Raw genomic sequence first — 22,895 nt, 5'->3', positions numbered from 1 at the left:
ATGAACCTTTTTGACTTCTTTCGTGGCAGACAGAAACAGACCAGCGCGTCGGTAGCGAAAGAGCGTCTACAGATCATCGTGGCGCACGAGCGCGGCCAACGCAGCGAACCGGACTACCTGCCCGCGCTGCAGAAAGAACTGCTGGAAGTGATCCGCAAATATGTGAACATCGGCAACGATGATGTGCATATCGAGCTGGAAAACCAGGGCAGCTGCTCGATTCTGGAGCTGAACATCACCCTGCCGGATCGCTGATCCGCGTAGTCGACAATTTGGGGCTGCCTTGCAGCCCTTCGCGGGCAAGCCCGCCCCTACAGGGGAACGCATATCCTTTGTAGGAGCGGGCTTGCCCGCGAAGGGCCGCAAAGCGGCCCCAGCGTTTACTGCTATTTTCGTGAGACCTGCAATGCCGCTGTCGAATGTCCAGATCCTCTTCGAAGACGCCGCCATCCTGGTGATCAACAAACCGACCCTGCTGCTGTCGGTACCTGGCCGTGCCGAGGACAACAAGGACTGCCTGATCACCCGTCTGCAGGAAAACGGCTACCCCGATGCGCTGATCGTGCACCGTCTGGACTGGGAAACCTCCGGCATCATCCTGCTGGCCCGCGATGCCGACAGCCACCGCGAGCTGTCGCGCCAGTTCCACGACCGTGAAACCGAAAAAGCCTACACCGCACTGTGCTGGGGCCAGCCGGCGCTGGACAGCGGCAGCATCGACCTGCCGCTGCGCTACGACCCACCGACCAAACCACGGCATGTGGTGGACCACGAGCAGGGCAAGCACGCCCTGACCTTCTGGCGTATCGTGGAACGCTGCGGCGATCACTGTCGGGTGGAGCTGACGCCGATTACCGGGCGTTCGCACCAGCTGCGCGTGCACATGCTGTCGATCGGGCACCCTCTGCTGGGTGATCGCCTGTACGCCAACCCGCAAGCCCTGGCGGCCCATGAGCGGCTGTGCCTGCATGCCTCGATGCTGAGCTTTACCCACCCGGTGTCCGGGCAGCGGTTGAAGTTCGAGTGCCCGGCACCGTTCTGATTTTGCAGGGCCTGTAACGGCCTCTTCGCGGCTAAAGCCGCTCCTGCAAGGACCGCACTGCGCTCAGGGGCTGTGCAATACCTGTGGGAGCGGCGTTAGCTGCGAAGATGCAGACACAAATTGTCGACATTCTGCGTTAAACTCGCGCCACTGCTGTCTGGAGTGAGCTATGCGCGACGCACTGAATACCGGCCTCATCGAATTTCTCAAGGCCTCCCCCACGCCCTTCCATGCCACCGCCAGCCTGGTCCAGCGCCTTGAGGCGGCCGGCTACAAGCGCCTGGACGAGCGCGACAGTTGGGACCCCGAGACTGGCGGCCGCTACTACGTCACCCGCAACGATTCTTCAATCATCGCCATCAAACTGGGCAAGCAGTCGCCGCTGCTCAATGGCATCCGCATGGTCGGCGCCCACACTGACAGCCCGTGCTTGCGGGTCAAGCCTCAGCCCGAGCTGCAGCGCCAGGGCTTCCTGCAACTGGGCGTGGAAGTGTATGGCGGCGCGTTGCTGGCCCCCTGGTTCGACCGCGATCTGTCGCTGGCCGGCCGCGTCACCTACCGCCGTGACGGCAAGGTCGAAAGCCAGCTGATCGACTTCAAGCTGCCAATCGCGATCATCCCCAACCTGGCGATCCACCTGAACCGCACCGCCAACGAAGGCTGGGCGATCAACCCGCAGAACGAACTGCCCCCCATCCTCGCCCAAGTGGCCGGTGACGAACGCATCGACTTCCGCGCCCTGCTCACCGAGCAACTGGCCCGCGAGCATGAGCTGATCGCCGACGTGGTGCTGGACTACGAGCTGAGCTTCTATGACACGCAGGACGCCGCGCTGATCGGTCTGAATGGCGACTTCATCGCCGGCGCCCGCCTGGACAACCTGCTGTCGTGCTACGCCGGTTTGCAGGCCCTGCTGGCCGCCGACAGCGACGAAACCTGTGTGCTGGTGTGCAACGACCACGAAGAAGTCGGCAGTTGCTCGGCCTGCGGTGCCGATGGCCCGATGCTGGAGCAGACCCTGCAGCGCCTGCTACCCGATGGCGACACCTATGTGCGCACCGTCCAGCGCTCGCTGATGGTGTCGGCCGACAATGCCCACGGCGTGCACCCCAACTACGCCGACAAGCATGACGGCAACCACGGGCCGAAGCTCAACGCCGGGCCCGTGATCAAAGTGAACAACAACCAGCGCTACGCCACCAACAGCGAGACGGCCGGGTTCTTCCGCCACTTGTGCATGGCCGAGGAAGTACCGGTGCAGAGCTTTGTGGTGCGCAGCGACATGGGCTGTGGCTCGACCATCGGGCCGATCACCGCCAGCCACCTGGGTGTGCGCACGGTGGATATCGGTTTGCCGACATTTGCCATGCACTCCATTCGCGAGCTGTGTGGCAGCCATGACCTGGCGCACCTGGTGAAGGTACTGACCGCGTTCTACCGTAGCCGCGAGCTGCCTTGATGTAAGCAGGCGCGGCCTGTTCGCGGCGGTTCGACGCCTCGAACAGGCCGCGCCTGCTTAAACGTGCTCAAGGTCAATCACGCCTCGTTGGCCAAGCGCTATGCTTGTTACATGGCCCCACTGCAAAAGGATTGCTGTCCATGTCCCCGTTCCTGTCACTGTTCGTCCCGGTGTTCCTGTTCCTGATGCTGCTGACCATCGGCTTCAGCATGCGCGAACGCAACATCGGTGTACTGATGATGTGGGTCGGCACCTTGGGTATTTTCGGCCTCACCTGCTGGAAGATCCTCGAGAAACTGCCGACATAAACCTCTACACTCGGTCAATCGTTTGACCTGAGGTAGATTTGCCAGTGCCTGCCCTCCTGCGTTACCTGTTCCTGTTGCTCTTGCTTTTCATTGCCCCGGTACAAGCGGCGGGCTTGCCTGGCCTGCTGGGCGGCAGTGCGCCCGCGCAACCAGAGGCCACCGAGCCGCTGGGCAAGTCGCTGGACGAGGTGATCAAGAACCTCGAAAACGACCAGCAACGGGCCAAGCTGCTGGCCGACCTGAAAAAACTGCGCGACGCCACCCGGCAATCGCAACCCAGCGTTGAACAGGGCGTACTCGGCCTGATCGGCGGTGCCCTGCATGACTTTGAAAAACAGTTCAGCGGCGATGCCAGCCCATTCCACCGCTGGGCCGCGGAAATCGAACAGGCCCAGGCCGAACTGGCGGAACTGGTGGTGCCCGTGCACCAGTGGCCGGCGATCCTGTTCGGTTTTGCTGCAGTGATTGCCGTGTGGAGCGTGCTGGCCTATGCCTTCAACTGGGTCGGCCATCGGGTCCGCCTGCGCTTTGGCCTGAGCGAGGAACTGCCACAGCACCCGCGGACCTGGGACCTGGTGCGCTTTGCCTTGCGCAAGCTCGGCCCCTGGTTGGTAGCACTGGTGTTCACGGTGTACCTGAGTTTCGTGCTGCCGCCATCACTGGGCAAATCCCTGGCAATGGTGCTGGCCTATGCGCTGGTGGTCGGCACCTGCTTTTCGGCCATTTGCGTCATCGCCTTTTCCTTGCTGGACGGCCCACACCGCCACCGCGCCCTGCACATCCTGCGGCGCCAGGCGTTTCGCCCGTTGTGGCTGATCGGCAGCTTCGCCGCGTTTGGCGAGGCGATGAGCGATCCACGCATGCTGGTTGCCCTCGGTACCCACCTGGCCCACACCCTGGCTACCTTGGCCAATGTGATTGCGGCACTGTGTACCGGGCTGTTCATCCTGCGCTTCCGCCGGCCGATCGCCCACCTGATCCGCAACCAGCCACTGTCGCGGCGCCTGACCCGACGTACCCTCAGCGATACCATCGAGATCCTCGGCAGCTTCTGGTTCATTCCGGCGCTGATCCTGGTGGCCATTTCGCTGTTCGCCACCTTCGTCTCCGCCGGCGACACCAGCACCGCCCTGCGCCAGTCGCTGATGTGCACCGTGCTGGTGGTGGTGTGCATGGTGCTCAACGGCCTGGTGCGCCGCCATGCCGCCAACCCCAAGCGGGCCAGCAAGCGCCAGGCGGTGTACACCGAGCGCCTGCGCAACTTCGGCTACCTGCTGGTGCACCTGTTCATCTGGCTGGTGTTCATCGAGTTGGGCCTGCGCGTGTGGGGCGTGTCGATGATCAGCTTCGCCGAGGGCGACGGCCATGACATCAGCCTGCGCCTGCTGGGCCTGGCCGGCACGCTGATCGTGGCCTGGCTGGTGTGGATCCTTGCAGACACCGCCGTACACCATGCCCTGGTGCGCTCGCGCCGGGGGCTGGCCAACGCCCGTGCGCAAACCATGATGCCGTTGATTCGCAACGTGATGTTCGTGGTCATCTTCATCATCGCGGTCATCGTCGCCCTGGCCAACATGGGCATGAACGTCACCCCACTGCTGGCCGGTGCCGGTGTGATCGGCCTGGCCATCGGTTTTGGCGCGCAGTCGCTGGTAGCCGACCTGATCACCGGCCTGTTCATCATCATCGAAGATTCACTGGCCATCGACGATTACGTGGATGTCGGCGGCCACCTGGGCACGGTGGAAGGGTTGACCATTCGTACCGTGCGCCTGCGCGACATCGACGGCATTGTGCATACCATCCCGTTCAGCGAGATCAAGAGCATCAAGAACTACTCGCGGGAGTTCGGCTACGCGATCTTCCGCGTGGCAATCCCGCACAGCATGAACATCGACCAGGCGATCTCGCTGGTTCGCGAAGTGGGGCAGAAGCTGCGCAACGACCCGCTGATGCGCCGCAATATCTGGTCGCCGCTCGAGCTACAGGGGGTGGAGAGCTTCGAGTCAGGGTCGGCGATCTTGCGGGCGCGGTTCAAGACCGCGCCGATCAAGCAGTGGGAGGTGTCGCGGGCGTTCAACCTGGCCTTGAAGCGGCAGCTGGATGAAGCCGGGCTGGACCTGGCGACGCCGCGGTTGTCGGTGCAGGTGGTGACAGCCGGTGGGGGTGGAATGACCGAGGCCGGCTCGTAGGAGCGGGTTTACCCGCGAAGAAGGCAACACATCATCCAGCCTGGGCACGAATGCGGATCGCATCATGCCGCCAATACTCGAGGTCACAGTCGATCAAGTGCCCATGCTGGTCGCTGTTGACCCGGGTAATGTGCAACCCCGGGCTGCCCGCCGACACTTTCAAAGCGCTTGCCGCCTCCACCGGCAACGCTGTCGGCAGGATCTCGAAGCACACCTGCCCGTACTCGATGCCATACACCCGCCCATAAATCTCGGTCAGTGACTGCGCCAGGTCGTGTTCGAGAATGCCTGGAAAGTACCGGGGGTTGAGGTAATGCTCGGCATACAGCACCGCCCGCCCGTCAATCCGCCGTAACCGGCAGACGCGCACCACACTGGACAACGCCGGCAGCTGCAAGCGTGCACAGATGGCCGCCGAAGCCGGCTGCAGCCTCGCCGACAGCAGTTCGGTACTGGCCACCCGCCCCTGATCGCGCACCATGGCATGGAAATGGCTGCGCTCGATCAGGTCGTAGGTCAAGCGCTGCGGCGCAACGAACCAGCCTCGCCGCTCTTCTCGGTAGATCAAGCCTTGGGCCTCCAGCTGCACCAACGCCTCACGCAGGGTAATGCGCGTGGTGTCGAACACCTCGCTGAGCCGCCGCTCGGCCGGCAGCTTGCCGCCCGGCGCCAGCAGGCCATGCTCGATCTGCTCCTGCAGGGCATGGCAGATGGCTGTTACCGCACGCGGGGGCGTCGACTGCATCGAAAGGTTACCTATCTGGACTAGTCCAGCCCCATCACAGGGCAGGTTGAGAATAGTGCAAGCCTAGGCAGGGCTGATGAACATCCTGTGACAAAGCTTGAGCCAGGCACTGCCAGAAACGCGCCAAGCCAGCAGAACCGGGGCGATTACCTGGTCTACGCTGTAGCTTCAGGGCCCTTGCCGGCCCCCTCCCTACATCAAACTGTCACGCAAGCGGCCTACTTTGGCTCAAGGTTTGCTGACCTAGACCAAAGGTGCCAGTCAAAGGCTTGCAACGGCTTTACCCAGAACAACGATCGCAAAGGCACCCACCCAAAGGAGCTTCGGATGAAAAAGTTCTTCATGGCGTCACTGCTTGGTTCGGCCATCGCGTTGTGCACCACGGCCATGGCCGCCGGCACTGACCTCAAGGCCCTGGAAGACGCCGCCCGCAAGGAAGGCACTGTCAACAGCGTGGGCATGCCCGACGCCTGGGCAAACTGGAAAGGCACCTGGGAAGACCTGGCCAGCAAGTACGGCCTCAAGCACAGCGACACCGACATGAGCTCAGCCCAGGAACTGGCCAAGTTCGAAGCCGAGAAGGACAACGCCAGCGCCGACATCGGTGACGTGGGTGCCGCCTTCGGCCCGATCGCGGTGACCAAGGGCGTCAGCCAGCCTTACAAGCCAAGCACCTGGGACCAGGTGCCGGAATGGGCCAAGGACAAGGACGGCCACTGGGCGCTGGCCTATACCGGCACCATCGCTTTCATCATCAACAAGGACCTGGTCAAGGAAGAGGAACGGCCGAAAACCTGGCATGACCTGGAAAAAGGCAAGTACAAGGTCGCCATCGGTGACGTCGGCACCGCTGCCCAGGCCGCCAACGGTGTGCTGGCTGCGGCCATCGCCTACAAGGGTGACGAAACCAACGTGGCGCCGGGCCTGCAGCTGTTCACCAAGCTGGCGCAGCAGAAGCGCCTGTCACTGGCCAACCCGACCATCCAGACCCTGGAAAAAGGCGAAGTGGAAGTTGGCGTGGTGTGGGACTTCAACGGCCTGAGCTACCGTGAACAGATCGACCCAAAACGTTTTGACGTGCTGATCCCCTCGGACGGCTCGGTGATTTCCGGCTATACCACGGTCATCAACAAGTACGCCAAGCACCCCAACGCGGCCAAGCTTACCCGTGAATACATCTTCAGCGACGCCGGGCAGATCAACCTGGCCAAGGGCCATGCGCGGCCGATCCGGGCCGAGCACCTGAAGCTGCCGGCGGATGTGCAGGCCAAGCTGCTGCCCAACGACCAGTACGCTGCCGCCCAGCCGATCAAGAATGCCGAAGCCTGGGAAGCCACCTCGAAGAAACTGCCGCAGATGTGGCAGGAGCAGGTGATCATCGAGATGGAGTAAGGGGCTGGGCTTTGTAGTGCCTGATCCGGCCCTTTCGCGGGTAAACCCGCTCCTACACAGGGATACGCGATACATGTAGGAGCGGGTTTACCCGCGAAGATGCCAACGCGGTTCATTACTGGAGAAAACATGCAACACAACGTCATCCTGGTCCTGCTCGACGGCCTCAACTATCAGGTCGCTCACCATGCGATGGGCCACCTGCACGCCTACGTCGAGGCCGACCGTGCCGCGCTGTACCGCGTGGAATGCGAGCTGCCCTCGCTGTCGCGGCCGCTGTACGAATGCATCCTCACCGGCGTGCCACCGATCGACAGCGGCATCGTGCACAACAACATCAACCGCTTGTCCAACCAACGCAGCGTGTTTCACTACGCCCGCGAGGCCAACCTGGGCACCGCGGCGGCGGCCTATCACTGGATGAGCGAGCTGTACAACCGCTCGCCCTTCGATCCGCAGCGCGACCGCCATACCCACGCGCCGAAACTGCCGATCCAGCACGGGCTGTTCTACTGGGACGACCGCTACCCCGATTCGCACCTTCTGGCCGATGGCGAGTACCTGCGCCGCCGCCACGCGCCCAACTTCCTGCTGGTGCATCCGATGAGTGTTGACGACATAGGTCACCGCCACGGCCTGGACAGCAGCCAGTATCGCAACGCTGCGCGCAGCGTCGACATCCTGCTGGCCGACTACCTGCCTGGCTGGCTCGAAGAGGGCTATCAGGTGTTGGTCACCGCCGACCACGGCATGAACAACGACCGCTCGCACAACGGCCTGCTGGCTGAAGAACGTGAAGTGCCGCTGTTCGTCTTCGGCGATGCCTTCAGCCTGGACCCGGCCGCCAAACCGCTGCAGACCGAACTGTGCGGCACCATCTGCGAGCTGCTGGGCGCCGCGCACGACAAGACAGTTTGCCGGGAGTTGCTGAAGTGAATGGCGGCATACGTGGCCGCTACCTGGCCCTGCTCTGCCTGCTGCCGTTCGCCGTGTTCTTCGTCATTTTCCAGGTCGCCCCGCTGGCCTGGGTGGCGATCAACAGCCTGCAATCGGAGGCCGGCTGGGGCATCGACAACTTCAGCAAGGTGTTCGCCTCCAAGTTCTACCTGCAGGCGTTGCAACGCAGCCTGGAAATCAGCTTCTGGTCGAGCGTGTTCGGCATCGTCATCGCTACCCTCGGCGCCTATTCACTGCGCCAGGTGGACTCGAAGCTGCGCGACTTCGTCAGCGCCTTCGCCAACATGACCAGCAACTTTGCCGGCGTACCGCTGGCCTTTGCCTTCATCATCCTGCTTGGCTTCAACGGCGCGCTGACGCTGCTGCTGAAGCAGGTCGGCCTGCTGGAAGACTTCAGTATCTATTCCAAAAGCGGCTTGATCCTGGTGTACACCTACTTCCAGATCCCGCTGGGCGTCTTGCTGCTGTACCCCGCCTTCGACGCCCTGCGCGAAGACTGGCGCGAGTCAGCCGCGCTGCTGGGCGCCAACCACTGGCAGTTCTGGCGACACATCGGCCTGCCGGTGCTGGCCCCGGCACTGCTGGGCACCTTCGTCATCCTGCTGGCCAACGCCCTGGGCGCCTACGCCACCGTGTACGCACTGACCACCGGCAACTTCAACGTACTGCCGATCCGCATCGCTGGCCTGGTGGCGGGCGACATCAGCCTCGATCCGAACCTGGCCAGCGCCCTGGCGATGGTGCTGGTGGGGCTGATGACGCTGGTCACGGTGGTGCATCAATGGCTGCTGAAAAGGAGCTACCATGCGCGCTGACATCCGCTCCGGCGGCTGGTACCACCGCCTCGTGGTCTACCTGCTGTTCCTGATCCTGCTGCTGCCCCTGGCCGGCACCCTGCTCTACTCGCTGGCCACCAGCTGGTCGGCGAGCCTGCTGCCCAGTGGCCTGACCCTGAAGTGGTATGCGGCGCTGTGGAGCGAGCCACGTTTCCTCGCCGCGTTCGGCCAGTCGCTGCTGGTGTGCGTAGGAGCACTGCTGCTGTCGGTGGTGCTGATCTTGCCACTGCTGTTCGTGGTGCATTACCACTTCCCGCGGCTCGACGCGCTGATGAACATCCTCATCCTGCTGCCATTCGCGGTCCCGCCGGTGGTGTCGTCGGTGGGGCTGCTGCAGCTGTATGGCAGCGGGCCGATGGCCATGGTCGGCACACCGTGGATCCTGATCGGCTGCTACTTCACCATCGCCCTGCCGTTCATGTACCGGGCCATCACCAACAACCTGCAGGCCATCAACCTGCGCGACCTGATGGACGCCGCGCAGTTGCTCGGCGCCAGCACCTGGCAGGCCGCACTGCTGGTGGTGCTGCCGAACCTGCGCCAGGGCCTGATGGTGGCAGTGCTGCTGTCGTTCTCGTTCCTGTTCGGCGAATTCGTGTTTGCCAACCTGCTGGTCGGCACCCGCTACGAGACCCTGCAGGTGTACCTGAACAACATGCGCAACAGCAGCGGCCACTTCAACAGCGCGCTGGTCATCTCCTACTTCGCCTTCGTGCTGGTACTGACCTGGGTCGCCAACCGCCTGAACAAGGACAAGACCTGACATGAGCTTCGTCAGCGTACAGAAACTGCAGAAAAGCTACGCCGGCAGCCCGGTGTTCGAGCGCATCGACTGCCACATCGAACGCGGCGAATTCGTCACCCTGCTCGGCCCGTCCGGCTGCGGCAAGTCCACCCTGCTGCGCTGCATTGCCGGGCTGACCTCGGTGGACAGCGGGCAGATACTGCTCGACGGCCACGACATCGTGCCGCTAAGCCCGCAAAAGCGTGGCATCGGCATGGTGTTCCAGAGCTACGCGCTATTCCCTAACATGACCGTGGAGCAGAATGTCGCCTTCGGCCTGCGCATGCAGAAGGTCAAGGCCGACGAAAGCCAGCTGCGGGTACGCGAGGTGCTGGAGCTGGTGGAGCTGGGCAAGTTCGCCGGGCGCTACCCGCACCAGCTTTCCGGCGGCCAGTGCCAGCGCGTGGCCCTGGCACGCTCACTGGTCACCCGCCCGCGCCTGCTGCTGCTCGACGAACCGTTGTCGGCGCTGGATGCGCGTATCCGCAAGCACCTGCGCGAGCAGATCCGCGCCATCCAGCGCGAACTGGGGCTGACCACCATCTTCGTCACTCACGATCAGGAGGAAGCGCTGACCATGTCCGACCGCATCTTCCTGATGAACCAGGGGCGCATTGTTCAGAGCGGCGATGCCGAAACCCTCTATACCGCCCCCGTGGACCTGTTTGCCGCCGGTTTCATCGGCAACTACAACCTGCTCGACGCCGACAGCGCCAGCCGCCTGCTGCAGCGCCCGGTGGCCAGCCGCCTGGCGATCCGCCCGGAGTCGATCACCCTTGGCGAGCACGGCGAGCTGGACGCCGAGGTGCGCAGCCACAGCCTGCTGGGCAACGTGATCCGCTACCGGGTGCGGGTGCGCGAAGTGGAGCTGGTGGTCGATGTGCTCAACCGCTCGCCGGCCGACTTGCATGCGGACGGAAAACGGGTAAGCGTGTCGATCGACCCCACTGCGCTGCGGGAAGTGGCTTAAGGAGACTCAACACAATGGCACTGGCAATTTTCGATCTGGACGAAACCCTGATCCACGGCGACTGCGCATCACTGTGGAGCGAGCAGATGGCCCGGCTGGGCTGGGTCGACGGCAAGGATTTCCTGCGCCGCGACCATGAACTGATGGAAGCCTATGGCAGGGGCCACCTGCAGATGGAGGACTACATGGCCTTCAGCCTGGAGCCGATTGCCGGGCGTACCCTGGAAGAAGTCGAGCACCTGGTGGCACCGTGGGTCGAAGAAGTGATCGAGCCGATCATCTACGGTGACGCCTGCCGCTGCATTGCCGAGCACCGCAAGCGTGGGGATCGCATCCTGATCATTTCCGCTTCGGGGACGCACTTGGTCGGGCCGATTGCCGCGAGACTGGGCGTGGATGAGTACCTGGCCATCGAGCTGGAGGCAGTGAACGGGGTGTACACCGGCAAGACCCACGGGGTGCTGACCTATCGTGAGGGCAAGATCACCCGGTTGCTGGAGTGGCTGGATCAGGAGCAGGAAAACCTGGAGGGCGCGAGTTTCTATTCCGATTCGAGGAATGACTTGCCGTTGTTGTTGAGAGTGGATCACCCGCATGTGGTGAACCCGGACGCGGTGTTGCGCGAGCATGCCGAGATCAATGGGTGGCCGATTCTGAGCTGGAGCTGAAGGTTTTTATGGGCTGTGCCGGCCCCTTCGCGGGTAAACCCGCTCCTACATCGCACAGTGTTCAAATTATGGCGATCCCGATGTAGGAGCGGGTTTACCCGCGAAGGGGCCAGGCCTGCTTACACCAGGCTAGGGTCGATCACCATCACCAGCTTGCCCGACACCTGGTTGGTCTCCAGCTCGGCATACGCCGCCTGGGCAAACTCCACCGGGTAGGTATCGACCAGCTGCGGCGACAACCGCCCCTCGGCGAACAGCGGCCATACTTGCTGCTGCAGTTCGCGCAGCAACTCGGCCTTGTAGCCGTCATCACGGTTGCGCAGGGTGGAACCGGTAATTTCCAGACGCTTGCCCAGCACCTGGGCCAGGTCCAGCTCGAACTTGCGTCCGCCCATCAGGCCGATGATCACCCAGCGCCCGTCACGGGCCAACAGCTTGAGGTTCAGCTCACCGTAGCTGGCGCCCACCGGGTCGAGAATCACATCGAACGGGCCGAAACCTTCCAGCTCGTCCAGGTTCTCGTTACGTACCACACCCCCCGCAGCGCCCAGCGCCTGGCAGTAGGCCAGGCGGTCCTGAGAACCGACGCTGACCCATACCGGGCTGCCGAACGCCTTGCACAGCTGGATGGCGGCCGAGCCAACGCCACTGGCGCCGGCGTGCACCAGCACCTTCTCGCCAGCCTTCACTGCCCCGAGCTGGAAGATGTTCAGCCAAGCGGTGGCATACACCTCCGGCAACGCTGCCGCCTCATGCAGGCCAAGGCCTTCGGGTACCGGCAATACGTGACGGGCATCGACCACCACTTCCTCGGCCATGGCGCCGCTGGCCAGCAGGGCGCAAACGCGGTCACCCACGCGCCAGGCGGCACCAGCCCCCACCTCTTCAACCACCCCGGAACACTCCAGCCCCATGTATGGGCTGGCACCTGGTGGTGGCGGGTACAAACCTTTCATCTGCAGCAGATCGGCGCGGTTCAGCCCCGCAGCGGCCACGCGAATGCGCACTTGGCCCGCGTCACAGGTCGGGCGTTCGGCCTCGACCCACTCCACATGTCCGTCAACGCCTTGCAATGCCTTCACAGTGCCTCCATAGTTGAATCATGACTGGGCCTGAGGTCGCTTACCTCAGGCCTTTTGCAGTATTTGCCCGGCTCCATGGAACCGGCAACGGAAAAGACGGCCTACTATGCGTGATCAATTGCCTCCACGTCGAATCAGCATGAAGCATTTCCTTCCAAGCACCGCACTGGCTGTGATGATCGGCCTGGGCAGCCTCACGCTCGGCGGCAATGCGGCGGCCGCCAACAAGTGGGACAGCCTGCAGCCCGACCGCGACGAGATCGTCGCCAGCCTCAACGTGGTGGAATTGCTCAAGCGCCACCACTACAGCAAGCCGCCCCTGGACGATGCCCGTTCGGTCATTATCTACGACAGCTACATCAAGCTGCTGGACCCGGCGCGCAGCTACTTTACCGCTGCCGACATTGCCGAATTCGATAAATGGAAAACGCAATTCGACGATTTCCTTAAGAGCGGCAACCTGGACCCGGGCTTCACCATCTACAAGCGCTACCTCGACCGCGTCAAGCAACGCCTGGACTTCGCCCTGGCCGAGCTGAACAAGGGTGTGGACAAGATTGACTTCACCACCAGGGAAACCTTGCTGATCGACCGCAAGGACGCGCCGTGGATGAAGAACCAGGCCGAGCTCGACGACTTGTGGCGCAAACGCGTCAAAGACGAAGTGCTGCGCCAGAAGATCGCCGGCAAGGAACCCAAGCAGATCCAGGAAACCCTGATCAAGCGCTACAAGAACCAGCTCACGCGCCTGGACCAGACCCGTGCCGAGGACATCTTCCAGGCCTACATCAACACCTTCGCCCAGTCCTACGACCCACACACCAACTACCTGTCGCCGGACAACGCCGAAAACTTCGACATCAACATGAGCCTGTCGCTCGAAGGCATTGGTGCAGTGCTGCAAAGCGACAACGACCAGGTCAAGATCGTGCGCCTGGTGCCAGCAGGCCCGGCAGCCAAGACCAAGCAGGTGGCCCCGGCTGACAAGATCATCGGCGTGGCCCAGGGCAACAAGGAAATGGTCGACGTGGTGGGCTGGCGCCTGGATGAAGTGGTCAAGCTGATCCGTGGCCCGAAAGGCTCGGTGGTGCGCCTGGAAATCATCCCGGCCAGCAATGCGCCTAGCGACCAGACCAGCAAGATTGTGTCGATCACCCGTGAAGCGGTGAAGCTTGAAGAACAGGCGGCGAAGAAGTCGGTGCTCAAGCTCAAGCAGGACGGGCGTGACTACAAGCTGGGCATCATCGAGATCCCGGCCTTCTACCTGGACTTCAAGGCCTACCGCGCTGGCGACCCCGAGTACAAGAGCACCACGCGTGACGTGAAGAAGTTGCTCACCGAACTGCAGAAAGAGAAAGTCGACGGCGTGGTCATCGACCTGCGCAACAACGGCGGCGGCTCGCTGCAGGAAGCCACCGAGCTGACCAGCCTGTTCATCGAGAAAGGCCCGACCGTGCTGGTGCGCAACAGCGATGGCCGCGTCGACGTGCTGGAAGACGAAAACCCGGGGGCCTTCTACAAGGGCCCGCTGGCACTGCTGGTCAACCGCCTGTCGGCCTCGGCATCGGAGATCTTCGCCGGTGCCATGCAGGACTACCACCGCGCGCTGATCATCGGTGGCCAGACCTTCGGCAAAGGCACCGTGCAGACCATCCAGCCGCTCAACCATGGCGAGCTGAAGCTGACCCTGGCCAAGTTCTACCGGGTTTCCGGGCAGAGTACGCAACATCAGGGGGTGCTGCCGGACATCGACTACCCATCGATCATCGACACCAAGGAAATCGGCGAGAGCGCCCTGCCAGAGGCCATGCCGTGGGACACCATCCGCCCGGTGGTCAAGCCTGCGGCCGATCCGTTCAGGCCGTTCCTGGCCCAGCTCAAGGCGCAACATGAGGCGCGCAGCGACAAGGATGCCGAGTTCACCTACATCCGCGACCGCCTGGCCCTCACCCAGAAGCTGATGAACGAGAAAACCGTCAGCCTCAACGAGCAGGAACGCCGCGCACGCCACGACAGCATCGAGAGCAAGCAACTGGCGCTGGAAAACACCCGCCGCAAGGCCAAGGGTGAAGAACCGCTGAAAGAGCTGAAGAAAGAGGACGAAGACGCTCTGCCGGTCGAGGATGAAAATACCAAGCCGGAAGACGATGCTTACCTCGCGGAAACCGGTCGCATCCTGATCGACTACCTCAGTGCCAGCACCAAGGTGGCCAAGAAGTAAGGCACCTCAGCAATGATGGCAGAATAATGTGACCTGTCATCAAACAGTCATCGTGCTGTCGTGAAATATGAGGGCCGGGCATGCAGATGCCCGGCCCTTACTTTTCAGGAATCCATCATGACCGTTGCCGAACAGCTCAGTGCCTTGAGTGCCATCCTGGCTCAGCGCAGTATTCACAGTCTGTTCCAGCCAATCATGTGCCTGAGTGAACATAGGGTGTTCGGCCATGAGGCGCTGAGCCGTGGCCCGTCCAACAGCCCGCTGCATGCACCGCTCAACCTGTTTACCATCGCCCGCCAGGCCGGCCGCCTGACCGAGCTGGAGGCCGCTTGCCGAGAAAGCGCCTGCCGACGCTTCAGCGAGCAGCAACTGCAGGGCAAACTGTTTCTCAACATCTCACCTGAATCGCTGCTGGAGCCGCACTACCCCTCCGGCCTGACCCTGAAACTGCTCGAACAGGTTGGCCTGCCGCCCAGCCGGGTGGTGATCGAGTTGACCGAGCACACGCCCACCGACGACTTCCAGCTGCTGTCCAATGCCGTGCACCACTATCGCGACATGGGCTTCTCGATTGCCATCGACGACCTGGGCGCGGGCTATTCCAGCCTGCGCCTGTGGTCGGAGCTGCGCCCCGAGTACGTGAAGATCGACCGGCACTTCATTGATGGCATCCACCGTGACCCGCTCAAGCGCGAGTTTGTAGGCTCTATCTTGCAGATCGCCCGGGCATCGAAGGCACAGGTGATTGCCGAGGGCATCGAGCTGGCGGAAGAGCTGGCGGTGCTGGTGGAGATGGGCGTGGACCTGGTGCAGGGCTATTTGCTAGGGCGGCCACAGGAGATGGGGGTGCGCGACAGCGGGCTTTTACCAGCACTGACGCAGGTGCCACTGGCTGAACAACCGACAGTGCACTTGAATGCCACGATCGGGCAGCTGCTGGAGCTGTTTGGCCGATACCAGCACCTGGAGGCATTGGAAGTGGTGGATGCCGATGGCAGGGGGTGCGGGTTGATTCACAGGGATGCGCTGCCTGTGCCGGCCTATTCGCGGGTGAACCCGCTCCTACGGGGGCCTGTGCCCAACCACCGATCCGGCGTAGGAGCGGGTTTACCCGCGAATACAGTAGCGGCGACAACGGTGAACGGCGGGTGGTAAATGGCCAGCAGGCCCGGCCCTTTCGCGGGTAAACCCGCTCCTACACGGCGGCCTGTGCCCAACCACAGACATGTGTCCACCCTCGATCAGGCGTGTAGGAGCGGGTTTACCCGCGAATACGGTAGCGGCGGCAACGGTGAATGGCGGGTGGTAATTGGCCAGCAGGCCCGGCCCTTTCGCGGGTGAACCCGCTCCTACACGGCGGCCTGTGCCCAACCACCGACCTGTGTCCACCCCCGCTCCTACACGGCGGCCTGTGCCCAACCACAGACATGTGTCCACCCTCGATCAGGCGTGTAGGAGCGGGTTTACCCGCGAATACGGTAGCAGCGGCAACGGTGACCGACGGGTGGAAATTGGCCAGCAGGCCCTGCCCTCTCGCTCAGGGTCACCACCTGTAGCGAACAGGCTGGAACGGGCAACGCTTCAGGCCGTTTCGGGATAGCTGTACTCGAACACCCGAACCACCTCAGAGGCATGCCACGAGGCGGCCTCCATGCCATCGACCGGCCCGGTAAACCGCCCCAGGCGCTCGACGCACTCAAAGAAGCCAGTACGCGGCAAACGGCTGGCGCCTTGGCTGATCACCAGCGAACTGCGCAATGGCTGCTCGGCACGGGCATCCAGCACCGCCAGGTATTCCAGCGCGGCAGTCAGCGTCTGCATGGCCGGGCTGGGGAGCTGCAAGCGCTCGATCAGCGCTCGGTATGTCAGCAAGTGACGTTGACGACGGGCCAGGTCAAGCTCGCCCAGCAGGTTATCCCAGTGCTGACGGCTGATCCTGACCTGGCTCATGATGGCTCGCTCCAGCCAGCCACCCCCAGATGCCATGCCAGGGCGCGGCGGATGGCAGCATCTGGCTGGCGTTCACCCGATTCGATCATGGCCAGATACGCCGGGCTCACCCCGACATTGCGCGCCAGCTGCTCCGGGGCAATGCCCTTGGCCTGGCGAATCTGGGCGACTTCGCTGAAGGCTGGCAGGGGCGCGCTGGCAGTAACGCCCTGCGCCTCACTGGAAACCGCCTCGGCTGGTGCCTGCCCTGCAGCGCTGAGCAACGCCTGGTATTGCTCCCAGGGAACGACAGCGTACTCGGGTTGACCGTCCCGGCTGATGACCTGAATACCCATTACAAACCCCTTTAAAAAGGATTACAGCATGTAATCCGTAGGCATAACCCTTATGCCAATTATATTACCAACTCCGAGGTCTGTGCAGTTGAGGTGAGATTCAGGCCGGTTTCATTACTTGTTGCGCTCCAGCCGCAGCGCTTCCGGGGTAGCCGGCAGGCGCTCGACCACGCGTAGCCGTTCGGGTGCCTGGCTATCGCGCCAGGCCTTGAAGCGCGCCAACTCGTCGGCCACGGTTTTCAGCACCCAGCCCAGCACCGCGATGTCATCGAGGAAACCCACCCCCAGCAACCAGTCCGGGATGGCATCGATGGGGCTGACGAAATACAGCAGGCCCGCCACGACAGTGACCAGTGCCTTGGGGCTGATGGCGCGGTACTCCCCCCTCCACCAGGCCAGGCACAGCGACTGCAGCAGCTTCACATCTTCACGCAGTTGGCCGAGGCGCGGGCCTTTGCGCGCCACCGCGAACAACAAGGCCGGCAAACGACCGCGGCTGAGCAGGCGCTCGGCCAATGGCAGGAAACGGGCGAAATTCCAGGGTGCGCTCATGGAGCCTCCGAGAGGAAAAGGTTATCCACATTTATTGTGGATAACCTTGTGAACAGGGCGACGTTTCCGACCCCAGGTGCCTGCCAGGCAAGGGGCCCGGTCAGATCGGGCGTTTTTTACACAGTCGTTTCACGCCATGACTACCTGCGCCGCAAACGATTTGCGTCAGAAACATCCTACTTCTTCACGCTGCATTTCCTCGGACAGTATCAGCTGTTGCAGGTTCGTCCAATCGGCACAAACGAAAACGCCCCATCAATGTGGGGCGTTTTCAACAACCAGCCAATGTTACTGGGCAGGTGCTTCTTCAGGGGCTTCGGCCTGCGGCTCGGCGCCTTGCAACTGGGCCGGGTCCTTGATGGCGATCAGTTCCAGGTCGAACACCAGTACCGAGTTGGCCGGGATCAGCGGGCTTGGGCTTTGTGCGCCATAGGCCAGTTCAGCCGGGATGAACAACTTGTACTTCTCGCCGACGTGCATCAGCTGCAAACCTTCGACCCAACCTGGGATCACACCGCTGACAGGCAGGTCGATCGGGCTGCCACGCTCGACGGAGCTGTCGAATACCTTGCCATCGATCAGCTTGCCTTCGTAGTGGACAGTGACCACGTCAGTCGGTTTGGGCTGCGGGCCGTCGGCCTTCTTGACCACTTCGTACTGCAGGCCCGAGGCCGTGGTGACCACGCCTGGCTTCTTGGCGTTTTCTTCGAGGAATTTCTTGCCGGCGGAGGCGGCTTCTTCGCTGGCCTTGGCCAGGCGCTCCTCGGCGCGTTTCTGCAACGCGGTGAAAGCTTCTACCAGCTCTTCGTCCTTGATGCGTTGTTCTTTCTTGCTAACGGCGTCTTCGATGCCGAGGGCGACTGCTTTCGAATCAAGGTCTTCCATGCCTTCCTGAGCCAGGCTCTTGCCCATGTTCAGGCCGATACCGTAGGAGGCTTTCTGCGCCGGAGTCTTCAGCTCGGGGCTGCTGGCTTGTTGATCGCAGCCAGCCAGTACCAGGCCTACCAGGGCAACCGCAGCCGCCAAACGATGCTGTTTCATGCTATTTCCTTGTTCATGCGCCATGAGGGCAATCAGGGTAAAGCCGCGAGCTTATCAGGCGGCCATGACCAATGGCTACCGGCATAGGAGCGGGTTTTCGTAAGGAAGTTCAGTCGTTAAAAGCTTCTTCATCGAAGCTTTACAGCCATTGGCCAGTATTGACCCTTTGTGCCTGGTTTGCCGATTTTTTGTGGCCTTTTATTTCTGCGGGTTCTGAGGAGGGAAACATCAGGCCAGGCAGCCCCCCGGAACCTCAGGGATACCGACCCTCTCGATATTCCCCTGCCACCTCCCGCAGCACCTCACCCACCCACTGCCCAGGCAAACTCAACGGCAAGGCGGCATTGCGGCAAATCCCCACCGACCCTCCCGGCTCACGCACACCCAGGTCAAGCTCGACCAGTTCGCCACGGCGCAGGTCGAGCAGCACGGCATCACGCGGCGCCACCCACAGGCCATCGCTGCCCAGCAGGTAGCGCCGGCTCAGGGCCAGCGACAGGGTTTCCAGGCGCTGGGCCGGCATCTGGATGCCGCATTGCACGAACAGGCTGTCGGCATGCTGGCGGATGGTGGTGCCGGCCGGTGGCAGCACCAGCGGGTAGCGCCCCACCTGCCCCCGCTCCACGGGCGTGCTGGCCAGCAGCGGGTGACCCGGGCGCACCACCAGGCTCATCGACTCGCTGTACAGGTGCTCGAACGACAGGCCCTGGATCTGTGGGCTGTCGGTCATGCGCCCGACCACCAGTTCCAGCTCCCCCAGGTGAAGTTGGCCAAGCAACTGCGCGCTGACCCCGGTGACCACGCTGATCACCAGCGCTTCATGGCGCTGGTGGAGGCGGCACAGTACCTCGGGCATGAGCAGGCCTTCGACCGTGGACAGCACGCCAATGCGCACCTGCGACGGCGCCCGCGCTTCACCGCGCAGGCTGCTGACGCCATCGCGCAGCGCCTGCACGCTGGGCCCGGCGTAACGCATGAAGCGGGTGCCGGCCGGGGTCAGCTCGACACCCTGGCGGCTGCGCTCGAACAGGCGCGCCTCGAGCAGGTCCTCAAGCTCCTTGAGGGTCTTGGAAATCGCCGGCTGGCTGATCGACAGGATATCGGCCGCCCTGGCCAGGCTGCCCTGCCGGGCAATCTCCAGGAAGCACAGCAAGTGGCGGTATTTGATGCGGGTGTCGAGGTTCATGGCAGCAAGCTTACCGCATCGCTACCTGCGGCGTATCCAGGTCTGCCGCCCCGTGCTCCCCGTTGCAGCCCAAACTCCAGGACCGGATCGTTATCCATCGACCACCAACGCCTATCATTTTTGCCAGTACCCGCAACCATCCGGATCGCATTAAATGAGATCGCAAAAACCACTTCCCCAAGTGACAGGTCATATCATGCATCCAAATATGGTTTTTTTTGCCCAGACTCAACACACCCCCCGTGATTACCAAGGCGAGAGTCAGGAACTCAAGGCGCCCATTGACGTAACCTATGCCGACAAAGGGCACCTTCACATCGGCGAGCCTACCGCGGATCCTAGAAACGCGGTTTCGCAAATCCTGGCAAGCAACTACTATCCCGAGCGAACGTACTTGAGAGGCGTCCACAACGGCACGAAACCTTTCATTGCGCGCACCTTGAAAGATGGCGAGCTGGATACGTCTTTCAACAAAACAGGTCTTGTCTATCTGACTGACCTGAGCACAGTTTTTGATTATCATAGTTTCTCTCATATGGCCGAGGATGCGGAGGGTCACATCCTGCTCACTATGATTGATCGAACCCAAGGCTTCACCCACCTGTGGAAGCTTAAGCCAAACGGAAAGCCAGATACTGATTTCGGCAGCAACAACGGCTACATCATCCTAAATAATTTTTTCAATTTTAAAGATATCACGCTCTACCGATTCACCACTTACAAGAACGACTATATCTTCTCAGGTTCCCTTGAAGACGCTCCAATCCTTTTCGTGCTCACCCATGAAGGTGTCCCACGCAAGAGCTTTGGTAAGCTAGGTATCCTCAAGATGCAAGATCTTATTCCGGACCTCCGATATGTCATTGGGGTGCCTAAGATGCTGGAGGTTGGTGAGAAGGTGCGCATCATCATCTCCACGCGCTATTTCACCGATTCGGGGAGCGTAGACGGAATCGCAGCACTGACATTGTCCGGAGAGCTTGACCAGCGCTTCGCTGACAACGGGGTCTATTGGTCAAAGCCTGGCATTATCTTTTATGGTTTCACGCTAAATAACGCCAGTCAGCGCATCACCGTCCACGGCCAGTTGTGGTCCGAAGGGACCAGTACTCCCATGATCTATCGGCTAGACTACACAGGAAAACCTGCTAAAGAATTCAACGAGGGTCGTGTCGTATTATTCCCCATTCAGGGTGGCTGGGACTATATGACAGAGGCCGATGGAAAACTGGTAGGTTATGGTTCATTTTTCAATCGCAGCATGGCGGTGCGTTACCGTCTGGACGGCCAACTCGATACTACATTCGTGCCGCCGAATGGTTACGGTGTTTTTACGGCAATCGGGTGGGATCCAGGATTTTATAGTTACAGCTTTTCCGCGACGGTAATGTCAGAAAGCCAACGTCTACTCGTAGCGGGGCGGGAAGAACAGACGGGCTCCACCCCTTGTGTCATTGCTGTCTCATTGAAGCAACAAAAATGAGACAAACTGGCACTTCACCAGAGACTGCATAAAAGTCTTGAGGCGAAGTTCAGGCAAGGCGAAAACAGCCGAGGAAGCGGACGGTACGGACTGTAAATCAACATTCCGAGGCTGTTTTCAACGCAGTATCAACGAGTATCAAGACTTAAGTGCTCGACAGGATATCGGACGCCCTGGCCAGGCTGCCCTGCATGTCCAGATCGTTGACGCACCTGTCACTTCTGCCAGTAGCCGATCCTGGCGAAGCATCGCTCAATAGGTGTTCAGCGATTATTGTGAGTGGAGCTCAATACCATGGTCCGAATCAAGAATGCCGAGGGTGGCCTGATCGGTTACGGTGGTTTCTATGCCTTCAACATGGCGGTGCGCTACCACTCAAGCAGCCAACTGGACACTCGCTTTGCCCCCCTTATGGCTACGGTCAGTTTGGAGCGTTTTCGGGGGAATTTGGTTTCGTCACCCACACCGACTCGATGGCAATCGATACCGACAACCAGCGCATGCTGGTGAGCGGGCAAGACGTACAGCAGGGCTACCGCCCCCCCTGCATGCTCGCCCTCTCTCTGAAACCGGACCAGTAGTACGCCACGGCAGAAGCGGGCAGGCTTAAAGCATTGCCGCCTGCGGCGTATCCGGGTCGCGTTGCTGGCGGCGGAACTGGCCAGGTGGCAGGCCGTGGATCTGGCGGAAACGTCGAGAGAAGTAGGCTTCGTCCGCAAAGCCACAAAGCCGCGCCACCTCGCCCACTGGGCGGCTGCCGTTGAGCAGGTAGTTGCGTGCGGCGTGCATGCGCCGCTCCAGCACCAGCTCGCTGAAGGTCTTGCCGATTTCCTTGCGCAGCCAGTGGGTCAGGTAGGTCGGCGACAGGTAAGTGGCGGCGGCGACTTTCTGCAGGTTCAGATCGGGGTCGTCGATATGCCGGCGCAGGTAGTCGCTCATGCGGCCCAGCGCGGCGCGGCGGCTGAGCTGGGCCGCGTTGCTGTCGGCCAGTTCGCGCAGCGGCTCGGCATACAGGCCACAGACCTGGCCGATCAGCTGCAGCAACAGGCCTTTGAGGATTTCGCGGGTGCCGAAACGGCGGTTGGCATCCAGCGCACGCATGCGCTCGAGGGTTTGCCGTACCTCGGCAAAGTCCGGGTCACTCAGGTGGAAGTCGAGATGCTCCTGAAAGCGGAACGGCGACAGCTCCGGCGCCTGCAGGATCGACACTTCCTCCAGGTCCATCGGGTCGCAGGCCAGGTGCGGCAGCAGGAACGTCTGGGAGAAATTGATCACCACGAAGTCGCTGTCCTCCGGATGCGGGATCACATGCACCCGGTGCGGCAGGATGAAGGCCAGGGTGTTGCGTCTGAATGGGCGTTGCACGCTGCCGATGTGTTGCACCGTGTCGCCGCCGAGATTGACCTGGATCTGGAAGTACTCATGACGATGCGGCGCGGTCTCGGCGGGACGCCCGCGCTGGTCGCGGATGTAGAAATCCATCAGCTCGCTGCGCTGCTGCATGACATAGGTCGGAACCTCGCGCTTGGGGGGCATGGGCAATCTCCGGGATACAGGCGCTTTAAGTTGTACGACGTCCAAACTCTGCATTTAACCCCTTATGCAAAAACCTGCGCAACCGCAAATCCACGCAGCCCTCTGAAAATGCGCTATTCAGCCAATTTTTCAGGCGAAACCCCGGCTGAGAAATTT

22 protein-coding genes are annotated in these 22,895 nt (G+C 61.8%); 14 read left to right on the top strand and 8 right to left on the bottom strand.

The annotated features are described in order from the left end of the window. The 5 genes from minE to N5D53_RS21060 all read left to right on the top strand — a co-directional run bounded on the left by minE (position 1) and on the right by N5D53_RS21060 (position 5,001). Complete coding sequence (minE, locus tag N5D53_RS21080) at positions 1-255, top strand: cell division topological specificity factor MinE (RefSeq protein WP_003252572.1); 255 nt, start codon at positions 1-3, stop codon at positions 253-255. A 151-nt stretch (positions 256-406) separates the two neighbouring features. Further along, positions 407-1,042: an RluA family pseudouridine synthase gene (locus N5D53_RS21075; RefSeq protein WP_019436776.1), complete on the top strand. Its 636-nt coding sequence runs from the start codon at positions 407-409 to the stop codon at positions 1,040-1,042. Between the two features lie 169 nt (positions 1,043-1,211). Continuing rightward, entirely contained in the window at positions 1,212-2,501 is a 1,290-nt protein-coding gene (locus tag N5D53_RS21070) for a M18 family aminopeptidase (RefSeq protein WP_004575813.1), read from the top strand. 140 nt (positions 2,502-2,641) lie between these two features. Further along, positions 2,642-2,809 (top strand): hypothetical protein, encoded by a 168-nt coding sequence (locus tag N5D53_RS21065; RefSeq protein WP_003252566.1) that lies wholly within the window; start codon positions 2,642-2,644, stop codon positions 2,807-2,809. 44 nt (positions 2,810-2,853) lie between these two features. After that, a complete protein-coding gene (locus N5D53_RS21060) occupies positions 2,854-5,001 on the top strand; it encodes a mechanosensitive ion channel domain-containing protein (protein WP_049587301.1) in 2,148 nt (715 codons plus the stop codon). A gap of 31 nt (positions 5,002-5,032) precedes the next feature. Here N5D53_RS21060 and N5D53_RS21055 read toward each other — a convergent pair whose 3' ends face one another. After that, positions 5,033-5,746 carry a UTRA domain-containing protein gene (locus N5D53_RS21055; protein ID WP_003252562.1) on the bottom strand — a complete coding sequence of 238 codons (714 nt, stop codon included), beginning with the start codon at positions 5,744-5,746 and terminating at the stop codon, positions 5,033-5,035. A gap of 327 nt (positions 5,747-6,073) precedes the next feature. Here N5D53_RS21055 and N5D53_RS21050 point away from each other — a divergent pair, with 327 nt between their 5' ends. The 6 genes from N5D53_RS21050 (at position 6,074) to N5D53_RS21025 (ending at position 11,353) form a co-directional block, all read left to right on the top strand. Continuing rightward, positions 6,074-7,138, top strand: coding sequence for an ABC transporter substrate-binding protein (locus N5D53_RS21050; protein WP_190870053.1), 1,065 nt, complete (start codon positions 6,074-6,076; stop codon positions 7,136-7,138). A gap of 129 nt (positions 7,139-7,267) precedes the next feature. Further along, entirely contained in the window at positions 7,268-8,074 is an 807-nt protein-coding gene (locus tag N5D53_RS21045) for an alkaline phosphatase family protein (RefSeq protein ID WP_190870052.1), read from the top strand. Then, on the top strand, positions 8,071-8,910 hold the full coding sequence (locus N5D53_RS21040) for an ABC transporter permease subunit (RefSeq protein WP_129933444.1): 840 nt from the start codon (positions 8,071-8,073) through the stop codon (positions 8,908-8,910). The genes N5D53_RS21045 and N5D53_RS21040 overlap by 4 nt, the downstream gene beginning before the upstream one ends. Then, entirely contained in the window at positions 8,900-9,694 is a 795-nt protein-coding gene (locus N5D53_RS21035; RefSeq protein ID WP_003252553.1) for an ABC transporter permease, read from the top strand. Before N5D53_RS21040 ends, N5D53_RS21035 begins: the two co-directional genes overlap by 11 nt. 1 nt (position 9,695) lies before the next feature. After that, the gene (locus N5D53_RS21030) at positions 9,696-10,685 is read left to right on the top strand and encodes an ABC transporter ATP-binding protein (RefSeq protein ID WP_010952771.1); all 990 of its coding nucleotides are present in this window, start codon (positions 9,696-9,698) and stop codon (positions 10,683-10,685) included. 14 nt (positions 10,686-10,699) lie between these two features. Further along, positions 10,700-11,353 (top strand): HAD family hydrolase, encoded by a 654-nt coding sequence (locus N5D53_RS21025; protein ID WP_003252546.1) that lies wholly within the window; start codon positions 10,700-10,702, stop codon positions 11,351-11,353. Positions 11,354-11,472: 119 nt separating this feature from the next. Here N5D53_RS21025 and N5D53_RS21020 read toward each other — a convergent pair whose 3' ends face one another. Beyond that, positions 11,473-12,435 (bottom strand): NAD(P)H-quinone oxidoreductase, encoded by a 963-nt coding sequence (locus N5D53_RS21020; protein ID WP_190870051.1) that lies wholly within the window; start codon positions 12,433-12,435, stop codon positions 11,473-11,475. A 139-nt stretch (positions 12,436-12,574) separates the two neighbouring features. Here N5D53_RS21020 and N5D53_RS21015 point away from each other — a divergent pair, with 139 nt between their 5' ends. Both N5D53_RS21015 and N5D53_RS21010 read left to right on the top strand, forming a co-directional pair. Continuing rightward, positions 12,575-14,656: a carboxy terminal-processing peptidase gene (locus tag N5D53_RS21015; protein ID WP_162497229.1), complete on the top strand. Its 2,082-nt coding sequence runs from the start codon at positions 12,575-12,577 to the stop codon at positions 14,654-14,656. 117 nt (positions 14,657-14,773) lie between these two features. Then, positions 14,774-15,811, top strand: a complete 1,038-nt coding sequence (locus N5D53_RS21010; protein WP_104962386.1) for an EAL domain-containing protein — start codon at positions 14,774-14,776, stop codon at positions 15,809-15,811. A 426-nt stretch (positions 15,812-16,237) separates the two neighbouring features. Here N5D53_RS21010 and N5D53_RS21005 read toward each other — a convergent pair whose 3' ends face one another. From N5D53_RS21005 to pcaQ, 5 genes are all read right to left on the bottom strand, one after another. After that, the gene (locus N5D53_RS21005; RefSeq protein ID WP_003252539.1) at positions 16,238-16,606 is read right to left on the bottom strand and encodes a hypothetical protein; all 369 of its coding nucleotides are present in this window, start codon (positions 16,604-16,606) and stop codon (positions 16,238-16,240) included. Further along, positions 16,603-16,941 (bottom strand): helix-turn-helix domain-containing protein, encoded by a 339-nt coding sequence (locus N5D53_RS21000; RefSeq protein WP_104962387.1) that lies wholly within the window; start codon positions 16,939-16,941, stop codon positions 16,603-16,605. Before N5D53_RS21000 ends, N5D53_RS21005 begins: the two co-directional genes overlap by 4 nt. Before the next feature lie 114 nt (positions 16,942-17,055). Beyond that, positions 17,056-17,493 (bottom strand): DUF1232 domain-containing protein, encoded by a 438-nt coding sequence (locus tag N5D53_RS20995; RefSeq protein ID WP_010952766.1) that lies wholly within the window; start codon positions 17,491-17,493, stop codon positions 17,056-17,058. A 288-nt stretch (positions 17,494-17,781) separates the two neighbouring features. After that, positions 17,782-18,534: an FKBP-type peptidyl-prolyl cis-trans isomerase gene (locus N5D53_RS20990; protein WP_003252534.1), complete on the bottom strand. Its 753-nt coding sequence runs from the start codon at positions 18,532-18,534 to the stop codon at positions 17,782-17,784. Between the two features lie 253 nt (positions 18,535-18,787). Beyond that, on the bottom strand, positions 18,788-19,720 hold the full coding sequence (pcaQ, locus tag N5D53_RS20985; protein ID WP_010952764.1) for a pca operon transcription factor PcaQ: 933 nt from the start codon (positions 19,718-19,720) through the stop codon (positions 18,788-18,790). A 154-nt stretch (positions 19,721-19,874) separates the two neighbouring features. Here pcaQ and N5D53_RS20980 point away from each other — a divergent pair, with 154 nt between their 5' ends. After that, entirely contained in the window at positions 19,875-21,203 is a 1,329-nt protein-coding gene (locus tag N5D53_RS20980) for a hypothetical protein (RefSeq protein WP_256597867.1), read from the top strand. A 606-nt stretch (positions 21,204-21,809) separates the two neighbouring features. On the opposite strand, the gene N5D53_RS20975 is transcribed toward N5D53_RS20980, so the two are convergent. Then, positions 21,810-22,739, bottom strand: a complete 930-nt coding sequence (locus N5D53_RS20975) for an AraC family transcriptional regulator (RefSeq protein WP_104962389.1) — start codon at positions 22,737-22,739, stop codon at positions 21,810-21,812. Between the last annotated feature and the right edge of the window lie 156 nt (positions 22,740-22,895).

Source organism: Pseudomonas sp. GD03862, from assembly GCF_029840855.1.
Taxonomy (GTDB): domain Bacteria; phylum Pseudomonadota; class Gammaproteobacteria; order Pseudomonadales; family Pseudomonadaceae; genus Aquipseudomonas; species Aquipseudomonas alloputida.
This window is presented reverse-complemented; position numbering and strand designations above follow the sequence as displayed.